Below are 17,746 nucleotides of genomic sequence, written 5' to 3' on the forward strand. Positions count from 1 at the left end.
CTCGTGCGTGCTGTGGTGCTGTCCGGAGGCTTGACGCACGACTTCCCCGCCACCACGTCCTGCCTGACCGCGCTGCTGGCCCCGCTGGGTGTCGCGTCGGAGGTCCACGAGGGCGTCGACGGCGTCGACGAGGCCTTCCTCGCCCTGCCGGGCGCCGACCTCCTCGTCGTCAACGCGCTGCGCTGGACGATGACCGGGCCCGGCGTCCCCGACCGCTACCGCGAGCAGGCCGACGCGGAGGGCGCGAGCCCCTCGGCGGCGGCGCGCGCGGCGTTCGCCGACCACCTGGCCGGCGGCGGCGGCGTGCTCGCGGTGCACACGGCGGCCCTGTGCTTCGACGACTGGCCGGAGTGGGGTGCCGCGCTCGGTGCGCGCTGGGTCTGGGGGCGTTCCCAGCACCCGCCGCTGGGCCCGGAGATCGACGTGTCGGTGGTCGGCGACGGCGACCTCGTCGGCGGTGTGGAGGGCTTCTCGCTGGTGGACGAGGTCTACGGCGACATGGACCTCGCCGGCGACCTCGATCCCCAGCTCGCCGCGCCCCAGCCCGTCACCGACGGCCGGACCATGCCGCTGCTGTGGGCCCGCGAGCACGGCGGCGGGCGCGTGGTCTACGACGCGCTCGGGCACCACCCGCCGTCGTACGCGGTGCCCGAGCACGCGGAGATCGTCACCCGGGCGGCGCGGTGGGCCCTCGGTGGCCGAGGTGGCTGATCACCCCCTGTCGCTCTCGGCCGGCTGCGTCCTCGACGTCGAGCCCGCCGAGGTCGTGGCCCTCGCGGCCGCGGGCGGCTACGACCTGGCCGGGGTCCGCCTGGCCGACCCCCGCGCCCAGCGCCCCGCGGTCGTCCGCGCCCTCGCGCAGCACCCGGTCGGCCTGCTCGACGTCGAGGTCGTCCGGCTCGGCGCCGCCCCCCTGAGCGACCACGACCGCGCCCTCGCCGACGTCGCCGCCGAGCTGGGCGCGCGGTTCCTGCTCACCGTCTCCGACGACCCCGACGAGGACGTCACTACCGCGCGCGTCGCGGAGCTGGCGGCCCTCCTGCGCGGCGCGCCCACCCGCGTCGCCCTCGAGCCGATGCGGTTCACCGGCGTCCGCACGCGCGAGGCGGCCGAGCGGATCGCGCGCGCGGCGGGTGCCACCGTGCTCCTCGACCCGCTGCACCTGCACCGCACCGGCGACGACCTCGCCCGCCCCGCCGACCCGGCCCTCACCGGGTACGCGCAGCTGACCGACGTCGCCGCGCCGGCCACCACGCCGGACGACCTCGCGCACGAGGCCCGCCACGACCGGGTCCCGCCCGGCGAGGGCGGGCTGGACCTGCGCGGCTTCGTGGCGGGCCTGCCTCCGGCCGTCCCGCTCGCGGTCGAGGTCCAGTCCGACCGGCTGCGGGCGACCACCGCACCCCTGGAGCGCGCGCTGCTGCTGTGTCGCGCCGCCCGCACCGTCCTGGGAGGGACCCCCTGATGGCACGACCGATCGCCGGCATGTCCGTGCTCGTCACCGGAGGGGGCTCGGGCATCGGCGAGACCGTGGTGACGCGCCTGGCCGCCGCCGGCGCGCGGGTGACGCTGACCGGCCGCCGGGCGGAGAAGATCGCGGCGGTGGCGGAGCGGTCGGGCGCGCGGCCGGTCGCGGGCGACGTCACCGTCGACGCCGACCGTCGCGCGATGGTCGACGCCGCCGTGGAGCACGGCGGCGGGCTCGACGCGGTCGTGCACGCGGCGGGCAACATGTACCGGGGGCCGCTCGCCGAGCTCACCGAGCAGGGCCTGCACGACGTCTTCGCCTCCAACACGGTGGCGCCGATGCTGCTCACGGGCCTGGCGCTCCCCCACCTCGTCGCCGCGCGGGGGGCGGTCGTGTTCTTCGGGTCCGTGCACACCCAGCGCGCCTTCCCCGGCGCGGCCCCCTACGCGGCGACCAAGGGCGCGCTGGAGACGCTGACCGGGGTGCTCGCCGCCGAGCTGGGCCCGCAGGGCGTGCGGGTGAGCTGCGTGCGCCCGGGCGGCGTGCTCACCGAGATCAACCAGCGGGCGGGCCTGTTCGACGACGCCACGGCCGCCGAGCGGATGCAGTCCCTCGGCCCCGCGCACGCCCTGGGCCGGCCGGGCACCACCGACGAGGTCGCCGAGGCCGTCGAGTACCTGCTCGGCGCGGAGTGGGTCACCGGCAACGTGCTCACCGTCGACGGCGGCCTCGGCCTGGGCGTCACCCAGGCCTGACGCCCACCGACGGGAGGCCTACCTACGGCGGCGGCGGGCAGGCGCGCCGCGCCCGCCGAGCTGGAGCAGCGCCGCCGGGATGCCGTGGTCGGCGCGCAGGCGCTGGATCGCGGGGTCGTTGGCCCAGAACGTCTCGAAGTCCTCGGGCGCGAGCTTCTCGGCGATGAGGTGCATGGCGATGTCGTGGCGCACGTACTCGACGGCCACGAGCACGACCGCGGGGTCGTCGGTGAACACGCCCCAGGCGTCCTCACCCACCACGCCGCCGATGACGGCCTGCTCGCGGTCGGCGGCGACCACCAGCAGCCGGCAGCCCAGGTTCTCCAGCGCCACCTCCGGGCTCGAGAAGCGGTGCACGGTCGTGGTGCCGACCGGCTCGGCGTCCTCGCCGAAGCTCACCACGGAGACGTCGACGCCCTCGTTCTCCGCCCGCCGGGCCGCGGCCTTGAGCGGCGCGAGCTCGGCGGGCCAGCCGGAGAGGAACAGGTCGTTGCGGGCCGCGCCGACGACGTCCTCGGCGCGCGCGAGCAGGGAGTCGCGGTCGGTGAGGTTGTGGACGATGCGCACCTGCGGCGGCGCCGCGAGCCGGGGCAGCTCGGTGCCGAGCGCGTCCATCGACGCGTCGAACTCCCGGCGCATCCGCTCGAGCAGCGACGCGGGCGGCAGCGACAGGTAGCCGACGCTGCTCTCGCCGGTGTGCACCTCGTACGCGGCGCCGCGGCCGACGAGCTTGCCGAGCGTCTCGTAGACGGTGCTACGCGGCACGCCCGACCGCTTGGCGACCTCGTAGCCGTTCAGCGGGGTCCCGGCGGCCACCAGGGCGACGTAGGCCTTGGCCTCGTAGCCCGACATGCCGAGACGCCCGAGCTCGTCGATGACGCTCTGCTGCGACATGGCTCCATCGTTCCAGGTCGGGGGGCGGTCACTCGGCAGGCGCGTCGCTGCGCGCCCGCGGCATCGCGTTGAGGGCGCCGCGGGTGATGCCGCCGTCGACCGCGAGGGTCTGGCCGGTGATGTAGGCCGCCTTCTCCGAGCCGAGGAAGAGCACGGTCTCGGCGACGTCCTGCGCGGTGCCGAGGCGCCCCAGCGGCACGCGGCCCGAGCGCAGGCGCCGGACCTCGGGGTCGGCGTAGATCGCGTCCGACATCCCGGCGTCGATGAGGCCCGGCGCGACGGCGTTGGCGCGGATCCCGTGGGCGCCCCACTCCAGGGCCATGTGCTCGGTGAGCATGACGACGCCGGCCTTCGACGACGTGTACGCGCCGGCCCCGGGGGCGGCGGCCAGCCCGTTGATCGAGGAGATGTTGACGATCGCCCCGCCGGCCGACTCCGCGATCATCCGCTCGGCGGCCACCCGCGCGACGAGGAACGTGCCGGTGAGGTTGACGTCGAGCGCGGCGCGCCAGTCGGCCGCCGCCAGCTCGAGCAGCGGGCCGAAGCGCACGATGCCGGCGTTGTTGACCACGAGCGCCGGGGCGGCGGGGAGCTCGCCCATCGCCGCGCGCACCGAGCTCTCGTCGGTGACGTCCACGGCCAGCGGCACGCACGCCTCGCCGATCTCCGCCGCGACGGCGCGGACGGCCTCGCCGTCGAGGTCCCACGCCGCGACGCGGTAGCCCTCCTTCGCCGCGTGTCGGGCCAGGACGGCCCCGATCCCGCGGCCGGCCCCGGTGATCACTGCCCACGTCGTCGTCACGGTAACGACGCTAGTGCCGCTGATCGGTCGCGTCCATCACCTCGCGGAGGTTCACGGCTGTGCGAGACTGAGACGCACGGCACCGATAGTCGTCAGCAGCCTGACGGCGAATCCTCCGGGGAGGCGCGGAGATGGCCAGCATCCTGATCCACGGCGGCACGGTCGTCGACGGCACCGGCGCGCCGGCACGTCCCGGGGAGGACGTCCTGGTGCGCGACGGCCGCATCGCCGCCCTGGGCGCGGACGCCGCGGCGGGCGCCGACGAGGCCACCGAGCGCGTCGACGCGACCGGTCGCACGGTGATGCCCGGACTCATCGACGCCCACACCCACCTCACCTTCGGCGAGCCCACCGGCAACGACGAGCTCTTCAACCACCGCACCGAGGCCTACAGCTCGATGCTCTCGGCCTACAACGCGCGCAAGGTGCTGCGCGCCGGCGTCACGAGCGTCCTCGACGCCGACTGCCTGTGGAACATCGGCTGCGAGCTCCGGGACGCCATCGAGGCCGGCATCGTCGAGGGCCCGCGGATGCGCGCCGGGGGTCAGGCGCTCATGACCATGCTGGGCGGCACGGCCGGCCGGATGATCAAGGACGAGGGCACCACGGGGTACGCCACCGTCGTCACCGGCCGGGACGTGATGGTCAACGAGATCCGCCGGCAGATCAAGTACGGGGTCGACTGGATCAAGATCATGGTCACCGGCCTGATCCCGTCGATGAAGGGCCCCGAGGTCAAGGTCTGGAACATCGACGAGCTGCGCACCGTCTGCGACACCGCGCACGAGCTCAACACCAAGGTCGTCGCCCACTGCCGCAACTCCGACTCCACCCGTGACGCCGCCCGGGCCGGGGTCGACCTGATCTACCACGCCTCCTACCTCGACGACGAGGCGATCGAGGCCGTCGTCGAGGCGGGCGCGTCGATGTGTCCGACGTTCACGCTGCTGGGCAACCTCGCCGACTACGGCGCGCGGATCGGCACCGCGCCCGAGCTGCTCGACGTGTTCCGCGCCGAGATCGAGGTGACGGCGAAGCAGCTCACCAAGGCGCACGCCGCCGGCGTCCGGTTCCTCACCGGCTCCGAGACCGGCTTCGCGGTCACCCCGGTCGGCGAGTGGCACGCCCGCGAGCTGGAGATGTTCGTCGACTACATGGGCATGACGCCGATGGAGGCGATCGTCGCCGCCACCCGCAACGGCGCGTTCGCGATGCGCATGGAGGGCCCCGATGGCGGAGTCGGCACGCTCGAGACCGGCCGGATCGGCGACGTCCTGGTCGTCGACGGCGACCCGCTGCGCGACGTCACGGTGCTGCAGGACAAGGAGCGGATCGTCGAGGTGATCAAGGAGGGCCGGCGGACCGACCTGGTCACGCCGATCCCCGAGCACCGCCAGCGCGCCTCCGACCAGGTCCGCTTCCTCGCCGCGTGCCCGCTGACGCGCTCCCTCGCGCTCACCGAGGAGGACCTCGAGCGCATGTCGCATGTCTAGGCCGGGCGGCGGGGGCGGCGTCCTCGACGTCCACGCCCACGCCGTCCTGCGCTCGTCGGAGGGCGCGGCCGGGGCGGCCGGGCCGGAGCTCGGGACGTCCGACGACGGGCGGCCGTTCTACCGGGTCGGCGACTACGTCCTGCACGGCGTGCGCTACGAGGGCAGCCCGTTCATGGACCTCGACCTGCGCCTCGCGGCGATGGACGCGGCCGGGATCGGGCGCCAGCTCCTCTCCCCCAACCCCCTGACCTACTTCGGGGACCTGCCCGTCGACGACGCCGTCTCCTTCGCCCGCCGGCACAACGACGGCCTCGCCGCGCTCGTCGCGGAGCACCCCGACCGGCTGCTCGCGGCCGCCCAGCTGCCCGTCCAGGACGTGGCCGACAGCATCACCGAGGCCCGCCGCGCGGTGCGCGACCTCGGCATGAGCGCGATCTACCTCGACACCGACCCGGCCGGGCGCACCCTCGACGACCCGGCGCTCGACCCGCTGTACGAGGCGGTCGTGGACCTCGACGTCCCGCTGTTCGTGCACCCCTCGCCGATCGGTCCGGACGGCCCGCCCGCCGATCCGCGGCTGCGCCGCTTCGACCTCGACCTGCAGTGCGGCTTCGCGTACGACGAGACGCTCGCGGTCGCCGCGCTCGTCTTCGGCGGCGTGCTCGAGCGCCATCCCGGCCTCGACGTGTGCCTGTCGCACGGGGGCGGCGCCGCCGCCTTCCTCGCCGGCCGGTTCGCCCGGGCGGCGCGCAAGCGGCCGTGGGCGTCCGAGGCGCTGCGTGAGCAGGGCTTCGCGCCGTGGTTCCGGCGGCTGTGGTTCGACGTCCACGTGCACGACGAGGGCTCGGTGGCCCTGCTGCGCGAGCGCGCCGACCCGGCCCACCTGGTGTTCGGCACCAACTTCGCGGGCTGGGACTCCGACGCCGACGACACCCCGACCGGCCCGTTCGCGCAGGAGCTGACCGCCAACGCGGAGCGCCTGCTGCGGCTCAGCTAGGCAGCGGGCGCCGCGCCGTCTCCCGGAGCGCCAGCACGGCGGGCAGCGAGACCACGGCCAGGATCATCACGTAGTACGCGCCGACCATCGTCGACCCGGTGGCACCGCCGAGCCAGGTCAGCAGGTACGGCGCGGAGCCGCCGAAGAGCGCGACCGACAGGTTGTAGGTGATGCCGTGGCCGCTCACCCGGACCCGGGTCGGGAAGAGCTCGACGAGGGCGGCGTTGATCACCGCGGCGTAGGCGCCGGCGAGCAGCCCGAACAGCACCAGGCCGCAGGCGATCAGCCCGAACGTGCCCGAGGTGATGAGCAGGAAGCTCGGGTACGACAGCACGAGCAGCCCGACGAGGCTGGTCAGCAGCACGGTCCGGCGCCCGACCCGGTCGGACAGCCAGGCCCCGCCGACCTCGGCGACCAGGCAGGCCGCCAGCGCGATCACCGACGGCGCGAAGGCCTGGAGACCCTTCAGTTGCAGGCTGCGGGTCGCGAAGCTCGGGAGGTAGCCGACGATCATGTAGAACGACGACGCGTTCGCCGCGACCAGGAAGAACGCGATGGCGAGCAGGCGGCGCTGCTCGCGCCCGGCCAGCGCCGCGCGGACGGGGTTCGCGGCGCGGGTGCGCTCCTCGCGCAGCGCGAGGAAGTAGGGCGTCTCGTCGAGCTTCTGGCGGATGTAGAGCCCGATGAGCCCGAGCGGCAGCGCCACGAGCAGCGGGATCCGCCAGCCCCACGACTGCATCTGCTCGGTGGAGAGGGTCAGCAGCATGACCCCGGGGATCAGGCTGCCGAGCAGCGTCCCGACCACCGCGCCGACCGAGATCATCCCGACGAACAGGCCCCGGCGGTTCGCCGGCGCGTGCTCGGCGACGAACGAGACCGCCCCGGAGATCTCGCCGCCGGCCGAGACCCCCTGCACGAAGCGCAGGAGCACGAGCAGCGCCGGCGCGGCCAGCCCGATCGCCGCGTAGCCCGGCAGCAGGCCCATGAGCGCCGTCGCCGCGGACATCAGCAGCACCGTGAGCGCGAGCGTGCGCTTGCGCCCGATCCGGTCGCCCACCGCGCCCCAGACGAACCCGCCGAGCGGGCGGGCGAAGAACGCGACGGCGAACACCGCGAGCGTGGACAGCAGCGCGGTCGTCGGGGCGACCGACGGGAAGAACACCGCCGCGAGCGTCGTGGCGAGCACGGCGTAGACCGAGAACTCGTAGAACTCGACGAGCGAGCCGATGACGCCGCCGGCGAGCAGGCGCCGCAGCGCCCGGCGGGTGGCCGGGTCCTCGGCGGCGGGGAGGGCGGTCGATTCCGTGGACATGGCGCTCCCGGACGTCGTCGTGGCGGGTGGCTAGACGTTAGGGAGCTGACGACGCTCGTGTAAAGAGTCGCGGCTAGAGCAGGCCCTGGTACGCGCCGCCGTCCACCGGGATCGCCGCGCCGGTGACGAAGCCCGCGTCCTGCCCGCAGAGGAACGCGACGAGCGCCGCGCACTCCCCCGGGTCGCCGAGGCGCCGGGCCGGGACGTCGGCGAGGGCGGCCGCGCGCAGGTCGGGGTCGGCGTAGACCGAGCGCACCCGGTCGGTGTCGTGCAGGCCGGGCAGCACCGAGTTCACCGTGACCCCGTCGGCGGCCACCTCGCGGGCGAGCGTGCGCAGGAAGCCGGTCGCGCCGGCCCGGGCGGTGTTCGACAGCGCGAGGTTCGGGTAGGGCTGGCGCACACCCAGCGAGGTGATGGCGACGACCCGGCCCCAGCCGCGCTCGCACATGCCCGGCACCGCGGCCAGGCACATCCCGACCACGGCGAGCAGGCTGCGGTCCAGCGCGGCCTGGTAGTCGCCGAGCGCGGTGTCGGCGACGCGTCCCGGGCGGGGCCCCGGGCCGTTAACGACGAGGATGTCCGGCGCACCGTGGCGCGCCTCGACGTCCCTCACGAACCCGGCCGCGGCCTCCGGGTCGGTGAGGTCGGCGACGACCCAGTCGGTGCCCAGCTCGGCGGCGGCGGCCTCGGCACGCCCGGCGTCGGAGCCGCAGATCGTCACCGCGGCCCCCTCGGCGACCAGCGCCGCCGCGCACGCCCGTCCCAGCCCCGCCGTGCCCGCGGCCACCGCCGCGCGCCGTCCCCGGATTCCCAGGTCCACGTGCCCTCCCGCTCCCCCGACCGCTCCCCCGACCGTTCAGGTCGCGAAGATGTCGATCTCGTCGCCAGTGTCGGCATCGAACACCAGCAGCGCCCCGGACGGGCAGGCGCGGGCCAGGCGGAGCGCGGCGTCGTCGGGCAGCGGTGGCGCGCCGGGCACACCCTGCGCGACCTCCTCGTCGTCGAACCGGAACCGGTCGGGGTACTCGGCCACGCAGCGGCCCGAGCTGATGCAGATCTCCCCGTCGACCTCGATGCGGTACGTCATCCGAGCAGCACCGGGTAGGTCGCCCAGTAGGGGCGGGCGGTGGTGGTGTCGCGCTCCGGCGGGTGGTCCGGGTCGGGGCGGACGCCGGCGGCGAACAGCTGGCCGACGGCGCCGGTGACGAGCCCGAACAGGTGGGTGTCGGGATCGGTGTCGCCGCGGGCCACGACCCCGGCGGCCAGGTCCTGCCCGATGCAGACGTGCATGCCGGCCGCGAAGCTCAGTCCGAACGGGGCGACGCCCGGCGGCAGCGTCCGGTCGGGGTCGAAGGCGGCCGCGTCGGGACCGAACAGCGTCACGTCGCGGTTCACCGCCTGCAGGTCGATCACCACGGTGGCGCCCTCGGGGATCGTCGTGCCCGAGCGCAGCGTCACCGGGGCGAGCGCGCGCCGCATCCCGACCGGGCTCGACGGGTTGAGGCGGACGGTCTCGTGCACGCAGCGCTGCACGAACAACGGGTCGGTGTGGGCGTCGGCGCGCTCGGGGTGCTCGGCGAACCAGCCCAACATGTGGTCGACGGTCCGGACGAACGCCGTCGCGCTCGTGTGCGCGCCGGCGAGCAGGTAGAACGCGACCTCGCGGCGGACCACGTGGTGCGGCAGGCCGAGCTCGTCGGCGTGCCGGAGCAGGGTCGCGAGCACGTCGCGGGGCAGCTCCACCCCCTGGTCCAGCATCTCCCGTCGCCGGGCGATCGAGGGCGCGAGGAACTCGGCGTCCCAGTCCTCGAGCGCGCGGGCCACCTCGGCGGCCTTCGCGGCCTTGTCCCCGGTGGCGTGCGCCAGCGTCGCGCCCTCGATGAACCGCATCATGTGCGCGTGCAGCCGGGCCGTCTCGGCCGCCGTGCCCTCCGGGCGGTCGATGCCCGCGGTGAGCGCGGCGAGGTTGAGCATCAGCTCGTGGCCCAGGTGCACGAGGTCGACCCGGCCCGCGGCGACGTACGGGGCGAGCGTGTCCGCGGTGACGCCGGGGAACAGGTCGCGCTCGTAGCGCTCGAACACCTCCCGGCGGAACATGCGGTTCTCCACGCGGCGCCGGTCGCGGTGCTCGGTGCCGTGCAGGTTCACCAGCACGTCGGCCATCACGACCTCGCCCTCGTCGTAGAGCGACTGGCGCAGGTCGCGGCTGCGGTAGGCGTCCTTGGCGTCGGCGAACGTGCTCAGGGTGACGACGGCCGACTCCCCGGTGGCGGCTGTGGTCACGGTGTCCTCCATCGACCGGGCGGGTCCCTGGACGGTAGTCGTCAGTCTACTGACGTCAAACCGCCGTCCACCGCGTCGGCGATCCGCAGGGCGGCGACGCCGTCGGCGAAGGTCGGCAGGTCCGCGGCCGGAGCGCCGTCGGCCACGTGCGCGACCAGCGTCCGGACGAGCCGGGTGAAGGGCTCGGTGGCCGTGCCCTCGGCGGCGACGAGCTCCCCGGTCTCCTCGCCGGTGCGCGCCCCGGAGAGCCGCACGGGGAAGTGGCCGGTGTGCCCGGCGGCCTCGGCGACGAGGACACCCTCGGCGCCGTGCGCGACCAGCCGCCACCCCCCGCCCCCGGGCGCGACCCAGGAGCTGTGCACCGAGCACAGGGCGCCGTCGGCCGTGCGCGCGGTCCACGCGGCCGAGTCGACGCTGTCGGCCGGCAGCGGCCCGTCCGGGCCCGGCCACGTCGGCGCGCGGCGCGCCACCAGCCCGCGGACGTCGCCGAGGTCGCCGAAGACCCACCGCACGATGTCGGCGGTGTGCAGGCCGTGCACCCGCAGCGAGCTCGCCCCGTGCGCGGCGTCGGCGCACCATCCCGACCCGCGCACGGCGGCGGGGTTCGTGAACGTCGGGTAGAACGCCTGCACCGCGACGTTGTCGACCCGGCCGATCCAGCCGTCCTGCACCCGGCGGCGCAGCTCGGCGAGGCCCGGCCAGAACCGGGACTGCATGTCGACCGCGGCGACCCGCCCGGCGGCGTCGGCCGTCGCCGCCATCTCGAGGCCCTCCTCGGTCGACCGGGCCAGCGGGGCCTCGCACAGCACGTGCTTGCCGGCCCCCAGCGCGGCGCCGACCATCGCCGCGTGCCGGCTCGGGCGGGTCGCGACGTCCACGAGGTCGACCCCGGGGTCGGCGCAGAGGGCCTCGAAGCCCACGTGGGCCCGCGGGACGCCGTGGGTGCGGGCGGCCTCGTCGGCGGTCTCGCGGTGCGCGGTGGCGACCGCCGCGAGCTCGACGATTCCCTCGCGCGCCAGGGCGGCGTAGACCGGCAGGTGGGTGGCGGCCGCGTAGTGCAGGCCGACGACCCCGACGCGCAGCGGCGTCATGCGGGGACCGCGGGTCGGTCGACCGCGGGCAGCACCTCGTTCCCGAACAGCTCCATGGCCGCCAGGACCGAACGGTGGTCCGGGCCGGTGGGGTACCGGAAGATCATCAGGAAGTCGTCGACGCCCGCCCCGTCCTGGAAGCGCCCGATCGTCTCGACGCACTCCTCGGGCGTGCCGAACACGAACCGGTCGCGGACGAACTCCTCGAGGGTGATCTGGTCGGCGCTCGTGACGCCCGGCAGGTCGGTGATGGCGCCGTAGTCGAAGAGCGTGCGGGCCATCGCGAGCGCCGTGTCGCCGAAGAGCTCGAGCGCCTGCTCGCGCGAGGTGTAGGGCCAGCAGAAGCGGATGGCGGTGACGTGCGGACGCCGCCCGGCGGCCAGCGCGGCGGCGCGGTAGTCCGCGGCCATCGCCGTCATGGTGTCCAGCGACATGAGCGCGTTGGTGATCCAGCCGTCACCGAGGCGCCCGGCGCGGCGCAGCCCGCCGGGCGTCCAGGCCGCGAGGTGCAGCGGGACGCCGTCGGGCTGCAGCGGGCGGGGCAGGACGGCCTGGTCGGCGAAGTGGTGCAGCTGGTCGTCGAAGGAGAAGCGCTCCTGGGTGTGGGCGGCCCGCACGATGCGCACGGTCTCGTCGAAGCGCTGGGCCCGGTCGTCCCACGGCACCCCGGCCGCGGTGTAGTCGACGGGCATGTAGCCGGCGCCGAGCCCGAGCCACGCGCGCCCGCCGGAGAGCTGGTCGAGGATCGCGGCGTCCTGGGCGAGGACGACCGGCGCGTAGAGCGGCGCGATGGCGATCGCCGTCCCCACCCGGACGCGCTGCGTGCGGGCGGCGATGGCGAACGCGAGGTGCAGCGGCGCACCGAAGTACTCCTCGGAGTCCTTGTGCTCCGTGGTCAGCGCGGCCGAGAAACCGAGCCGGTCGGCGGCCTCGGCCTGCTCCAGGATCTCCGCGAGCGTGGTCTGCGGCTCGCCGGTCACCTGGCCCTGCGTGAACAACACTCCGACCGACATCGTCGTCTCCTCGAGGGTGGGGGCCGTGCTCAGCTGGGGTCAGGAGGTGGGGTCGGGCGCGGGCTCGGGGTCGGGGTCGAGGTGCACGAGGGCGATGCGGGTGTCGAGCATGCTCGGCAGGCCCGCGTGCAGGACCGACCCGTGGCCGCCGCCGCCCGTGACGTCCCGCGCCACGGCGCGCCCGGCGACCCGCCCGAGCGTGAAGCCGCCGCTGATGTGGATCCCGCCGAGGTCGGAGACGGGGTTGAGCCCGCCCACGCAGTCGCCGGCGGCGAACAGGCCCGGGATGGCGTCGCCGAAGACGTCGAGGACCTGCAGGTCGGTGGTGACGCGGAAGCCCCCGCAGCAGAAGTTGATGCCCTCGACCATGGGGACCGCGGTGAACGGCGGCCGGGTGCACGTCCGGCGCCCGGGCGGCAGCACCACGCGGCCGAAGTCCGGGTCGCGGTCGGCCGACGTGCCCGCGAGGAAGTCGTTCCACCGCGCGACGGTGCCCTCGAGCGCGGCCGCCGGGACGTCGATGGCCGCGGCCAGCTCGGCGAGGCTGCCCGCGGAGACCGGCGGCTCGGGCATCTGGCTGATCAGGGTGGCCTTCTCCCGGAAGACCTCGTCGTCGACGACGTACCAGGCGCGCCGACCGGGCTGCTCGTGGAGGCGGTCGACGCGCTCCTCGTAGGGCCCGGCCTCGTCGTGGAACCGCTCGCCCCCGACGTTCACCGCGATCGCGTCCTCCACCACCGAGGAGGAGACGATGACCAGCGGCGGCACGAACGTCATGTTCACGAGGTCACCGCCGACGGCCTGGCCGAGCAGGTGGCCGTCGCCGCGGCAGGTGTCGATGCCCAGGTAGGGCGCGCGCGACACCGCCACCGGCTGGAAGCGGCGCCGCAGCTCGGGGTTGGCCTGGTAGCCCCCGGTCGCCAGCACGGCACCGCGGCGGGCGGTGATCTCGAGGGGCGCGCCGTCGGCGAGCCGGTGGGCCCGGACCCCGGTGACGCGGCCGTCGCGCACCACCAGCCGGTCGGCCACCGTGCCGTACCGGACCGTGACGCCGGGGCGCTCCACGTCGCGCCGGAAGGCCCGGCCGAGCATCCAGCTGTCCTCCACCGCGGCCATCCGGTCGACGGTGTGCTGGCGCGGGCGCGGGATGAAGCGGCTGAAGCGCACGCCGCGCTCGGTGAGCTGCCGGTAGGTCTCGGCGCTCTCCCGGGCGAACAGCCGCACCAGGTCCTCGTCCCACTCGACACCGAACCGGTCGTGCGCCTGCTCGACCATCGCGCGGGCGTCGGCGACGAAGGTCTCCTCGTCGTCGGTGATGCCCTGGTCGCGCTGCATCGCGGAGTCGACGAAGGCCAGGTAGCCGGTGGACCAGACCGCGTTGCCCCCGATGTGGTCCATCGCCTCGAGCACGACGACGGACGCGCCCTCGTCGGCCGCGGCCGCGATGGCCGCCATGCCGGCGGGACCGGCGCCGAGCACGACCACGTCGGCGGCGAGCGTCTCGACCTCGGGCACGGCGTCTCCCGCTAGGTTGGGTCCGGTGGTGGGGCGGGTCACAGAGTGGGGAGATCACCGAGCGGCGTCAAGCACCTGACGACGTCCGGCCTACTCGACCCGGCCGGGGCGCGTTGCTAGCGTCGTTAGTCACGCCACGCCGAGGGAGTGTGCCTTGCCCACGATCACGCTGGACCGCTACGCCGACGTCCGCGAGGCCTACCGCCAGCACGACCTCGAGCAGGCGCTCTACGACGCCGGCGGCGTGGTGATGGCCGACTGCCTGCTCGTGCTGCACGGCGCCGCGCACCGCACCCGGCGCCGCGTGGAGAACCGGCTGTTCCGCCGCGGGACGTTCCGGCACTGGGAGCACACGTTCCTGCGCGACGTCGTCACCGACACCCTCGCCCCGTTCGTCGCCGCCGGCCGGGCCGACCTGCTCGAGCTCGGCTACCGCACGGTGATGAACCTGACCGCGATGGTCGCCGGCGTCGACCGCTCCACCACCGCCGGCGACGACCACACGGCCGAGACCGACGCCCTCTACCGCTTCGCGAAGAAGTTCTCCGAGGGCGCCACGCTCGTGCACACCACCCGGGACCCCGACGAGGTCCGCGCCGAGGTCGCCGACGCGCTCCAGGAGTTCGACCGGATCTTCCTGACGCCCTCGATCGCCCGCCGCGAGGCCCTGCTGGCGCAGCTGGCCGCCGGGGAGATCACCGAGGACGACCTGCCCCGCGACGTCCTCACCGCGCTGCTGCGCAACACCGAGGAGCTCGGCCTCGACCGGGACATGCTGCGCCGCGAGGTCGCCTTCTACCTGCAGGCCGGCTCGCACAGCACCGCCGACGCCTTCTCCCACGCCGTCGACGACTGGTTCGCCTGGTCCGCCCGCGACCCCGAGGCGGCCGAGGAGGCCCGCCACGACCCGGCCCTGCTGCAGGCCTGCGTGTACGAGACGCTGCGCCTGCACCCGGCGAGCCCCGTGGCGCGGCGCCGGGCCCTCGCGCCGATCGCCCTGCGCGGCGGCACCGAGATCCCGGAGGGCGCCGAGGTCGTGCTCGACATCGCCGCCGCCAACCGCGACCCGGCGATCTTCGACCGGCCCGCGGAGTACGACCCGGCGCGCGACGTCCCCGCCGACGTGCCGCGCTGGGGCCACGCCTTCGGCGGCGGGATGCACGCCTGCATCGGCACCGAGCTCGCGGGCGGGGTGCCGGCGGCCTCGGACCGCGAGGGCGCCCAGGTCCTCGGCACCGTCACCCTCATGCTCGACGCCCTGCTCGCGGCCGGTGCGCGCCCCGACCCGGCGGCGCCGCCGGTGCGCGACCCGCACTCGGCGCGGGACCACTTCGCGTCCTACCCGGTGGTGTTCCCGCAGTGACCGCCCCGCCGGTCGTCACCCGGTTCCTCGCCGCGGTCGAGGCGCGCGACCCCGACGCGGCCGGGGCCTGCTTCACCGAGGACGGGACGTGGGCGAACGTGCCGCACCCGCCGGTGGTCGGGCCCGCGGGCGTGCGGGGCATGCTCGCGCCGATCCTGGCGCGCTCGCAGTGGGTGCGCTGGGACATCGTCACCGCCGCGCACACTCCGGAGCGCTCGTGGCTCGAGCGGGTCGACCGCTTCGGCATCGACGGCACGGAGTACGCGGTCGCGTGCCACGGCGTCGTCGAGGTGGACCCGGATCGCGACCTGATCACCGACTTCCGCGACTACGTCGACCTCGGCGAGTGGCGCGCGCGGCTCGGCACCGTCCTGCAGCGGTGACCGACGAGCTGCGGATCGGCCTCGGCCTGTGGAGCGGGCAGCACGGCGACCCCACCGACGCCGTCGCGCTCGCGCGGGCGGGCGAGGACGCCGGGTTCGACGCCTTCTGGGTCACCGAGCACCACGGCCTGCCCGACGGCTACCTGCCCTCGCCGCTCACGGTGCTCGCCGCCTGCGCGTCCGTCACGCGCCGGATCGAGCTGGCGACGGGCGTGGTGCTGGCGCCCCTGCACCACCCGCTGCGCCTCGCCGAGGACGCCGCACTCGTCGACCGGCTCAGCGGCGGGCGGCTGCTGCTCGGCCTGGGGCTCGGGTACGCCGAGCACGAGTACCGCGCGTTCGGCGTCGACCCGGCCACCCGCGGGGCGCGCCTCGAGGCCCTGGTCGCGGCGCTGCGGGCGGCCGGGACCGGCGAGCCCTTCTCCGCGCCGGCGCTGGGGCTGCACGACGTGCGGGTCACCCCGACCCCGTCGCGCCCGATCCCGCTCTGGCTCGGCGGGTACGCCGACCGCGCCGTCGCCCGGGCCGGGCGCCTCGCCGACGGGCACCTGGTCGGGCGGGGCGAGCCCGGGATCGTCGACGCCGCCTCGCGGACCCTGGCGACCGTCCGCGACCCGGGCGACCCCGCCTTCGTCCGCGGCGTCGTCGTCACCTGCGTGCTCGACGCGCCGGGCGGCGGCGCCTCGCAGGCCCGCGCCGGATACGCCCGCGCCCAGCAGGCCTACGAGGCGATCCAGCGCGGGCGGGCGGTCTACGCGGGGCTCGCGGACCCCGTCGCGGCGACCGACGTCGACGCCCACCTCCAGGTCCGCGGCGACGTCGACGACGTCGTCGCCGGGCTGCGCGCCGTCGTGGCGTCGCTCGCGGCGTGGTCGCGGGTCCACCTCGTGGTCCGCCTGCTGTTCGCCGAACCGGACCTGGACACCGCCCGGACCCGCGTCGCGACCTTCGGCGAGCGGGTCCTCCCCCACCTGCGCTGAGGAGAGCCCGTGGAGAGCCTGGACCCCGACGACCGCGTCGCGATCACCGACGTGCTCGCGCTGTACTGCGAGCGGATCGACGAGTACGACATGGACGCCGTCGTGGACCTGTTCACCGCCGACGCCGTCATGGACTTCGGTCCGGGGCGGGGCGGGGTGCTGCGCGGCCGGGAGGCGCTGCGGGCCCGGTTCGCGGGCGGTCAGGCGGGCTTCCGGCGGACCCACCACCACCTCGGCCAGGTGCGGCTGACCGCGGCCGCCGATGGGCGGGCGCACGGGTGTCGTCCTGCTCGGCGGGCCACGAGCGCCACGACGGCACGCAGTGGCGGATCGGCCTGCGCTACGTCGACGTGCTGGTCCGCGAGGAGACGTGGCGGATCGCCGAGCGCCGCATCGAGGCCGCGCTGGTCGAGGACGGCCCGCGCGAGGGGTGGACGTGGATCGCCCGCCGCGAGCCGGAGCACGGCTGAGCCTTGCCGCGCCGGGACGTGCGGCGTTAGCGTCCTCACGACGCATGACCGGCGTCACTCGACGAGGAGAGCGGAGGGTCCGATGGCGGCGGTACTGCGGGGGCTCGAGGGCAAGAACGTCCTGATCACGGGCGCGGCGAAGGGCCAGGGGCTCAGCCACGCGCTGGCGTTCGCGGACGCCGGGGCCGACATCGCCGCCCTCGACATCACCGACCCGATCCCCGACATCTATCCCCTCGCCACGGGCCAGATGCTCGAGGAGACCGTGCAGGCCGTCGAGGGCCGCGGGCGGCGCTGCCTGCCGCTGTCCTGCGACATCCGCGACGAGAGCCAGGTCGAGGCCTCGGTGGCCAAGGCGCTCGACCACTTCGACGGCCGCATCGACATCCTCGTCAACAACGCCGGCGTCGCCGCGCTGGACACCATCCAGGGCATGCGCAGCCACGTCATGGACGCCGTGATCGACACGATCCTCAAGGGCCACATGTACGTGGCGAAGTACGTGGTCCCGAACATGATCGGCCGGCGCTCCGGCAAGATCATCAACATCTCCTCGGGCGTCACCGGCTCCGGGCACGCGCAGCTCTCGCACTACGTCGCCGCCAAGCACGCGATCCAGGGCCTGACCTCGGCGTGGGCCTTCGAGCTCGCGGAGTTCGGCATCAACGTCAACGCCATCGCGCCGGCCACCATCAAGCCGGGCGAGGGCCAGGGCTCGGGCATGGTGCTGGGCCTCGCGGGCGAGGTCGGCATGACCCCCGACGACGCCTACGAGATGTTCTCCGCGGCGGGCAACATGCCCGGCGACAAGTGGCGCACCGAGGTCTCCGACATCACCGACGCGGTGCTGTTCCTGGCCTCCGACAACGCCGACCAGATCACCGGGCACATCCTGCGCGTCGACGCCGGGCAGGGGGCCAAGTAGCC

Annotated in this window: 19 protein-coding genes and 1 pseudogene; 11 read left to right on the top strand and 9 right to left on the bottom strand. The window is 75.1% G+C overall.

What is annotated here, in order from left to right; translation table 11 throughout:
• Positions 1–30: 30 nt before the first annotated feature.
• The 3 genes from PHK61_RS03330 to PHK61_RS03340 are packed head-to-tail and all read left to right on the top strand — an operon-like array spanning position 31 to position 2,223.
• Positions 31–711 (top strand): ThuA domain-containing protein, encoded by a 681-nt coding sequence (locus PHK61_RS03330; RefSeq protein ID WP_274279537.1) that lies wholly within the window; start codon positions 31–33, stop codon positions 709–711.
• Positions 704–1,465, top strand: a complete 762-nt coding sequence (locus tag PHK61_RS03335) for a sugar phosphate isomerase/epimerase family protein (protein WP_274279538.1) — start codon at positions 704–706, stop codon at positions 1,463–1,465. Before PHK61_RS03330 ends, PHK61_RS03335 begins: the two co-directional genes overlap by 8 nt.
• Positions 1,465–2,223, top strand: a complete 759-nt coding sequence (locus PHK61_RS03340) for an SDR family NAD(P)-dependent oxidoreductase (RefSeq protein ID WP_274279539.1) — start codon at positions 1,465–1,467, stop codon at positions 2,221–2,223. Before PHK61_RS03335 ends, PHK61_RS03340 begins: the two co-directional genes overlap by 1 nt.
• A gap of 18 nt (positions 2,224–2,241) precedes the next feature.
• Here the strand turns inward: PHK61_RS03340 and PHK61_RS03345 are convergent, their stop codons facing one another.
• Both PHK61_RS03345 and PHK61_RS03350 read right to left on the bottom strand, forming a co-directional pair.
• Entirely contained in the window at positions 2,242–3,117 is an 876-nt protein-coding gene (locus PHK61_RS03345; protein ID WP_274279540.1) for a TrmB family transcriptional regulator, read from the bottom strand.
• 28 nt (positions 3,118–3,145) lie between these two features.
• Positions 3,146–3,919, bottom strand: coding sequence for an SDR family NAD(P)-dependent oxidoreductase (locus PHK61_RS03350; RefSeq protein ID WP_274279541.1), 774 nt, complete (start codon positions 3,917–3,919; stop codon positions 3,146–3,148).
• A gap of 131 nt (positions 3,920–4,050) precedes the next feature.
• Between PHK61_RS03350 and PHK61_RS03355 the strand changes: the two genes are divergently transcribed.
• Together PHK61_RS03355 and PHK61_RS03360 are read left to right on the top strand one after the other, a co-directional pair.
• Positions 4,051–5,412 carry a metal-dependent hydrolase family protein gene (locus PHK61_RS03355; protein WP_274279542.1) on the top strand — a complete coding sequence of 454 codons (1,362 nt, stop codon included), beginning with the start codon at positions 4,051–4,053 and terminating at the stop codon, positions 5,410–5,412.
• Positions 5,405–6,409 carry an amidohydrolase family protein gene (locus PHK61_RS03360; protein WP_274279543.1) on the top strand — a complete coding sequence of 335 codons (1,005 nt, stop codon included), beginning with the start codon at positions 5,405–5,407 and terminating at the stop codon, positions 6,407–6,409. Before PHK61_RS03355 ends, PHK61_RS03360 begins: the two co-directional genes overlap by 8 nt.
• On the opposite strand, the gene PHK61_RS03365 is transcribed toward PHK61_RS03360, so the two are convergent.
• The 7 genes from PHK61_RS03365 to PHK61_RS03395 all read right to left on the bottom strand — a co-directional run bounded on the left by PHK61_RS03365 (position 6,402) and on the right by PHK61_RS03395 (position 13,623).
• The gene (locus tag PHK61_RS03365) at positions 6,402–7,721 is read right to left on the bottom strand and encodes an MFS transporter (RefSeq protein ID WP_274279544.1); all 1,320 of its coding nucleotides are present in this window, start codon (positions 7,719–7,721) and stop codon (positions 6,402–6,404) included. The two genes, PHK61_RS03360 and PHK61_RS03365, sit on opposite strands and share 8 nt — an antisense overlap.
• A 73-nt stretch (positions 7,722–7,794) precedes the next feature.
• The gene (locus PHK61_RS03370; protein WP_274279545.1) at positions 7,795–8,541 is read right to left on the bottom strand and encodes an SDR family oxidoreductase; all 747 of its coding nucleotides are present in this window, start codon (positions 8,539–8,541) and stop codon (positions 7,795–7,797) included.
• Between the two features lie 36 nt (positions 8,542–8,577).
• On the bottom strand, positions 8,578–8,808 hold the full coding sequence (locus PHK61_RS03375) for a ferredoxin (RefSeq protein WP_274279546.1): 231 nt from the start codon (positions 8,806–8,808) through the stop codon (positions 8,578–8,580).
• The gene (locus PHK61_RS03380) at positions 8,805–10,004 is read right to left on the bottom strand and encodes a cytochrome P450 (protein ID WP_274279547.1); all 1,200 of its coding nucleotides are present in this window, start codon (positions 10,002–10,004) and stop codon (positions 8,805–8,807) included. Before PHK61_RS03380 ends, PHK61_RS03375 begins: the two co-directional genes overlap by 4 nt.
• 41 nt (positions 10,005–10,045) lie before the next feature.
• A complete protein-coding gene (locus tag PHK61_RS03385; RefSeq protein WP_274279548.1) occupies positions 10,046–11,095 on the bottom strand; it encodes a Gfo/Idh/MocA family protein in 1,050 nt (349 codons plus the stop codon).
• Entirely contained in the window at positions 11,092–12,108 is a 1,017-nt protein-coding gene (locus tag PHK61_RS03390) for an LLM class flavin-dependent oxidoreductase (protein WP_274279549.1), read from the bottom strand. Before PHK61_RS03390 ends, PHK61_RS03385 begins: the two co-directional genes overlap by 4 nt.
• Positions 12,109–12,147: 39 nt before the next feature.
• Positions 12,148–13,623, bottom strand: a complete 1,476-nt coding sequence (locus tag PHK61_RS03395; RefSeq protein WP_274279550.1) for an FAD-dependent oxidoreductase — start codon at positions 13,621–13,623, stop codon at positions 12,148–12,150.
• Between the two features lie 154 nt (positions 13,624–13,777).
• Between PHK61_RS03395 and PHK61_RS03400 the strand changes: the two genes are divergently transcribed.
• The 6 genes and pseudogenes from PHK61_RS03400 (at position 13,778) to PHK61_RS03420 (ending at position 17,744) form a co-directional block, all read left to right on the top strand.
• Positions 13,778–14,986, top strand: coding sequence for a cytochrome P450 (locus PHK61_RS03400; RefSeq protein ID WP_274279551.1), 1,209 nt, complete (start codon positions 13,778–13,780; stop codon positions 14,984–14,986).
• Entirely contained in the window at positions 14,983–15,369 is a 387-nt protein-coding gene (locus PHK61_RS03405) for a nuclear transport factor 2 family protein (protein ID WP_274279552.1), read from the top strand. The genes PHK61_RS03400 and PHK61_RS03405 overlap by 4 nt, the downstream gene beginning before the upstream one ends.
• The gene (locus tag PHK61_RS03410) at positions 15,366–16,349 is read left to right on the top strand and encodes an LLM class flavin-dependent oxidoreductase (protein ID WP_274279553.1); all 984 of its coding nucleotides are present in this window, start codon (positions 15,366–15,368) and stop codon (positions 16,347–16,349) included. The genes PHK61_RS03405 and PHK61_RS03410 overlap by 4 nt, the downstream gene beginning before the upstream one ends.
• 90 nt (positions 16,350–16,439) lie before the next feature.
• Positions 16,440–16,571 (top strand): annotated as a pseudogene (locus tag PHK61_RS32000) (nuclear transport factor 2 family protein); the annotation flags it as partial.
• A gap of 56 nt (positions 16,572–16,627) precedes the next feature.
• Positions 16,628–16,819, top strand: a complete 192-nt coding sequence (locus PHK61_RS03415; protein ID WP_274279554.1) for a hypothetical protein — start codon at positions 16,628–16,630, stop codon at positions 16,817–16,819.
• 82 nt (positions 16,820–16,901) lie between these two features.
• Positions 16,902–17,744, top strand: a complete 843-nt coding sequence (locus tag PHK61_RS03420; protein WP_274279555.1) for an SDR family NAD(P)-dependent oxidoreductase — start codon at positions 16,902–16,904, stop codon at positions 17,742–17,744.
• Positions 17,745–17,746: the final 2 nt, after the last annotated feature.

The organism is Actinomycetospora lutea, assembly GCF_028737205.1.
Taxonomy (GTDB): Bacteria; Actinomycetota; Actinomycetes; order Mycobacteriales; family Pseudonocardiaceae; genus Actinomycetospora; species Actinomycetospora lutea.

Bases quoted from the DNA above. Each gene is read 5' to 3' on its own strand.
- PHK61_RS03340 (WP_274279539.1), top strand. From the start codon at position 1,465: ATGGCACGACCGATCGCCGGCATGTCCGTGCTCGTCACCGGAGGGGGC.
- PHK61_RS03345 (WP_274279540.1), bottom strand. From the start codon at position 3,117: ATGTCGCAGCAGAGCGTCATCGACGAGCTCGGGCGTCTCGGCATGTCG.
- PHK61_RS03355 (WP_274279542.1), top strand. From the start codon at position 4,051: ATGGCCAGCATCCTGATCCACGGCGGCACGGTCGTCGACGGCACCGGC.
- PHK61_RS03360 (WP_274279543.1), top strand. From the start codon at position 5,405: ATGTCTAGGCCGGGCGGCGGGGGCGGCGTCCTCGACGTCCACGCCCAC.
- PHK61_RS03365 (WP_274279544.1), bottom strand. From the start codon at position 7,721: ATGTCCACGGAATCGACCGCCCTCCCCGCCGCCGAGGACCCGGCCACC.
- PHK61_RS03375 (WP_274279546.1), bottom strand. From the start codon at position 8,808: ATGACGTACCGCATCGAGGTCGACGGGGAGATCTGCATCAGCTCGGGC.
- PHK61_RS03385 (WP_274279548.1), bottom strand. From the start codon at position 11,095: ATGACGCCGCTGCGCGTCGGGGTCGTCGGCCTGCACTACGCGGCCGCC.
- PHK61_RS03390 (WP_274279549.1), bottom strand. From the start codon at position 12,108: ATGTCGGTCGGAGTGTTGTTCACGCAGGGCCAGGTGACCGGCGAGCCG.
- PHK61_RS03420 (WP_274279555.1), top strand. From the start codon at position 16,902: ATGGCGGCGGTACTGCGGGGGCTCGAGGGCAAGAACGTCCTGATCACG.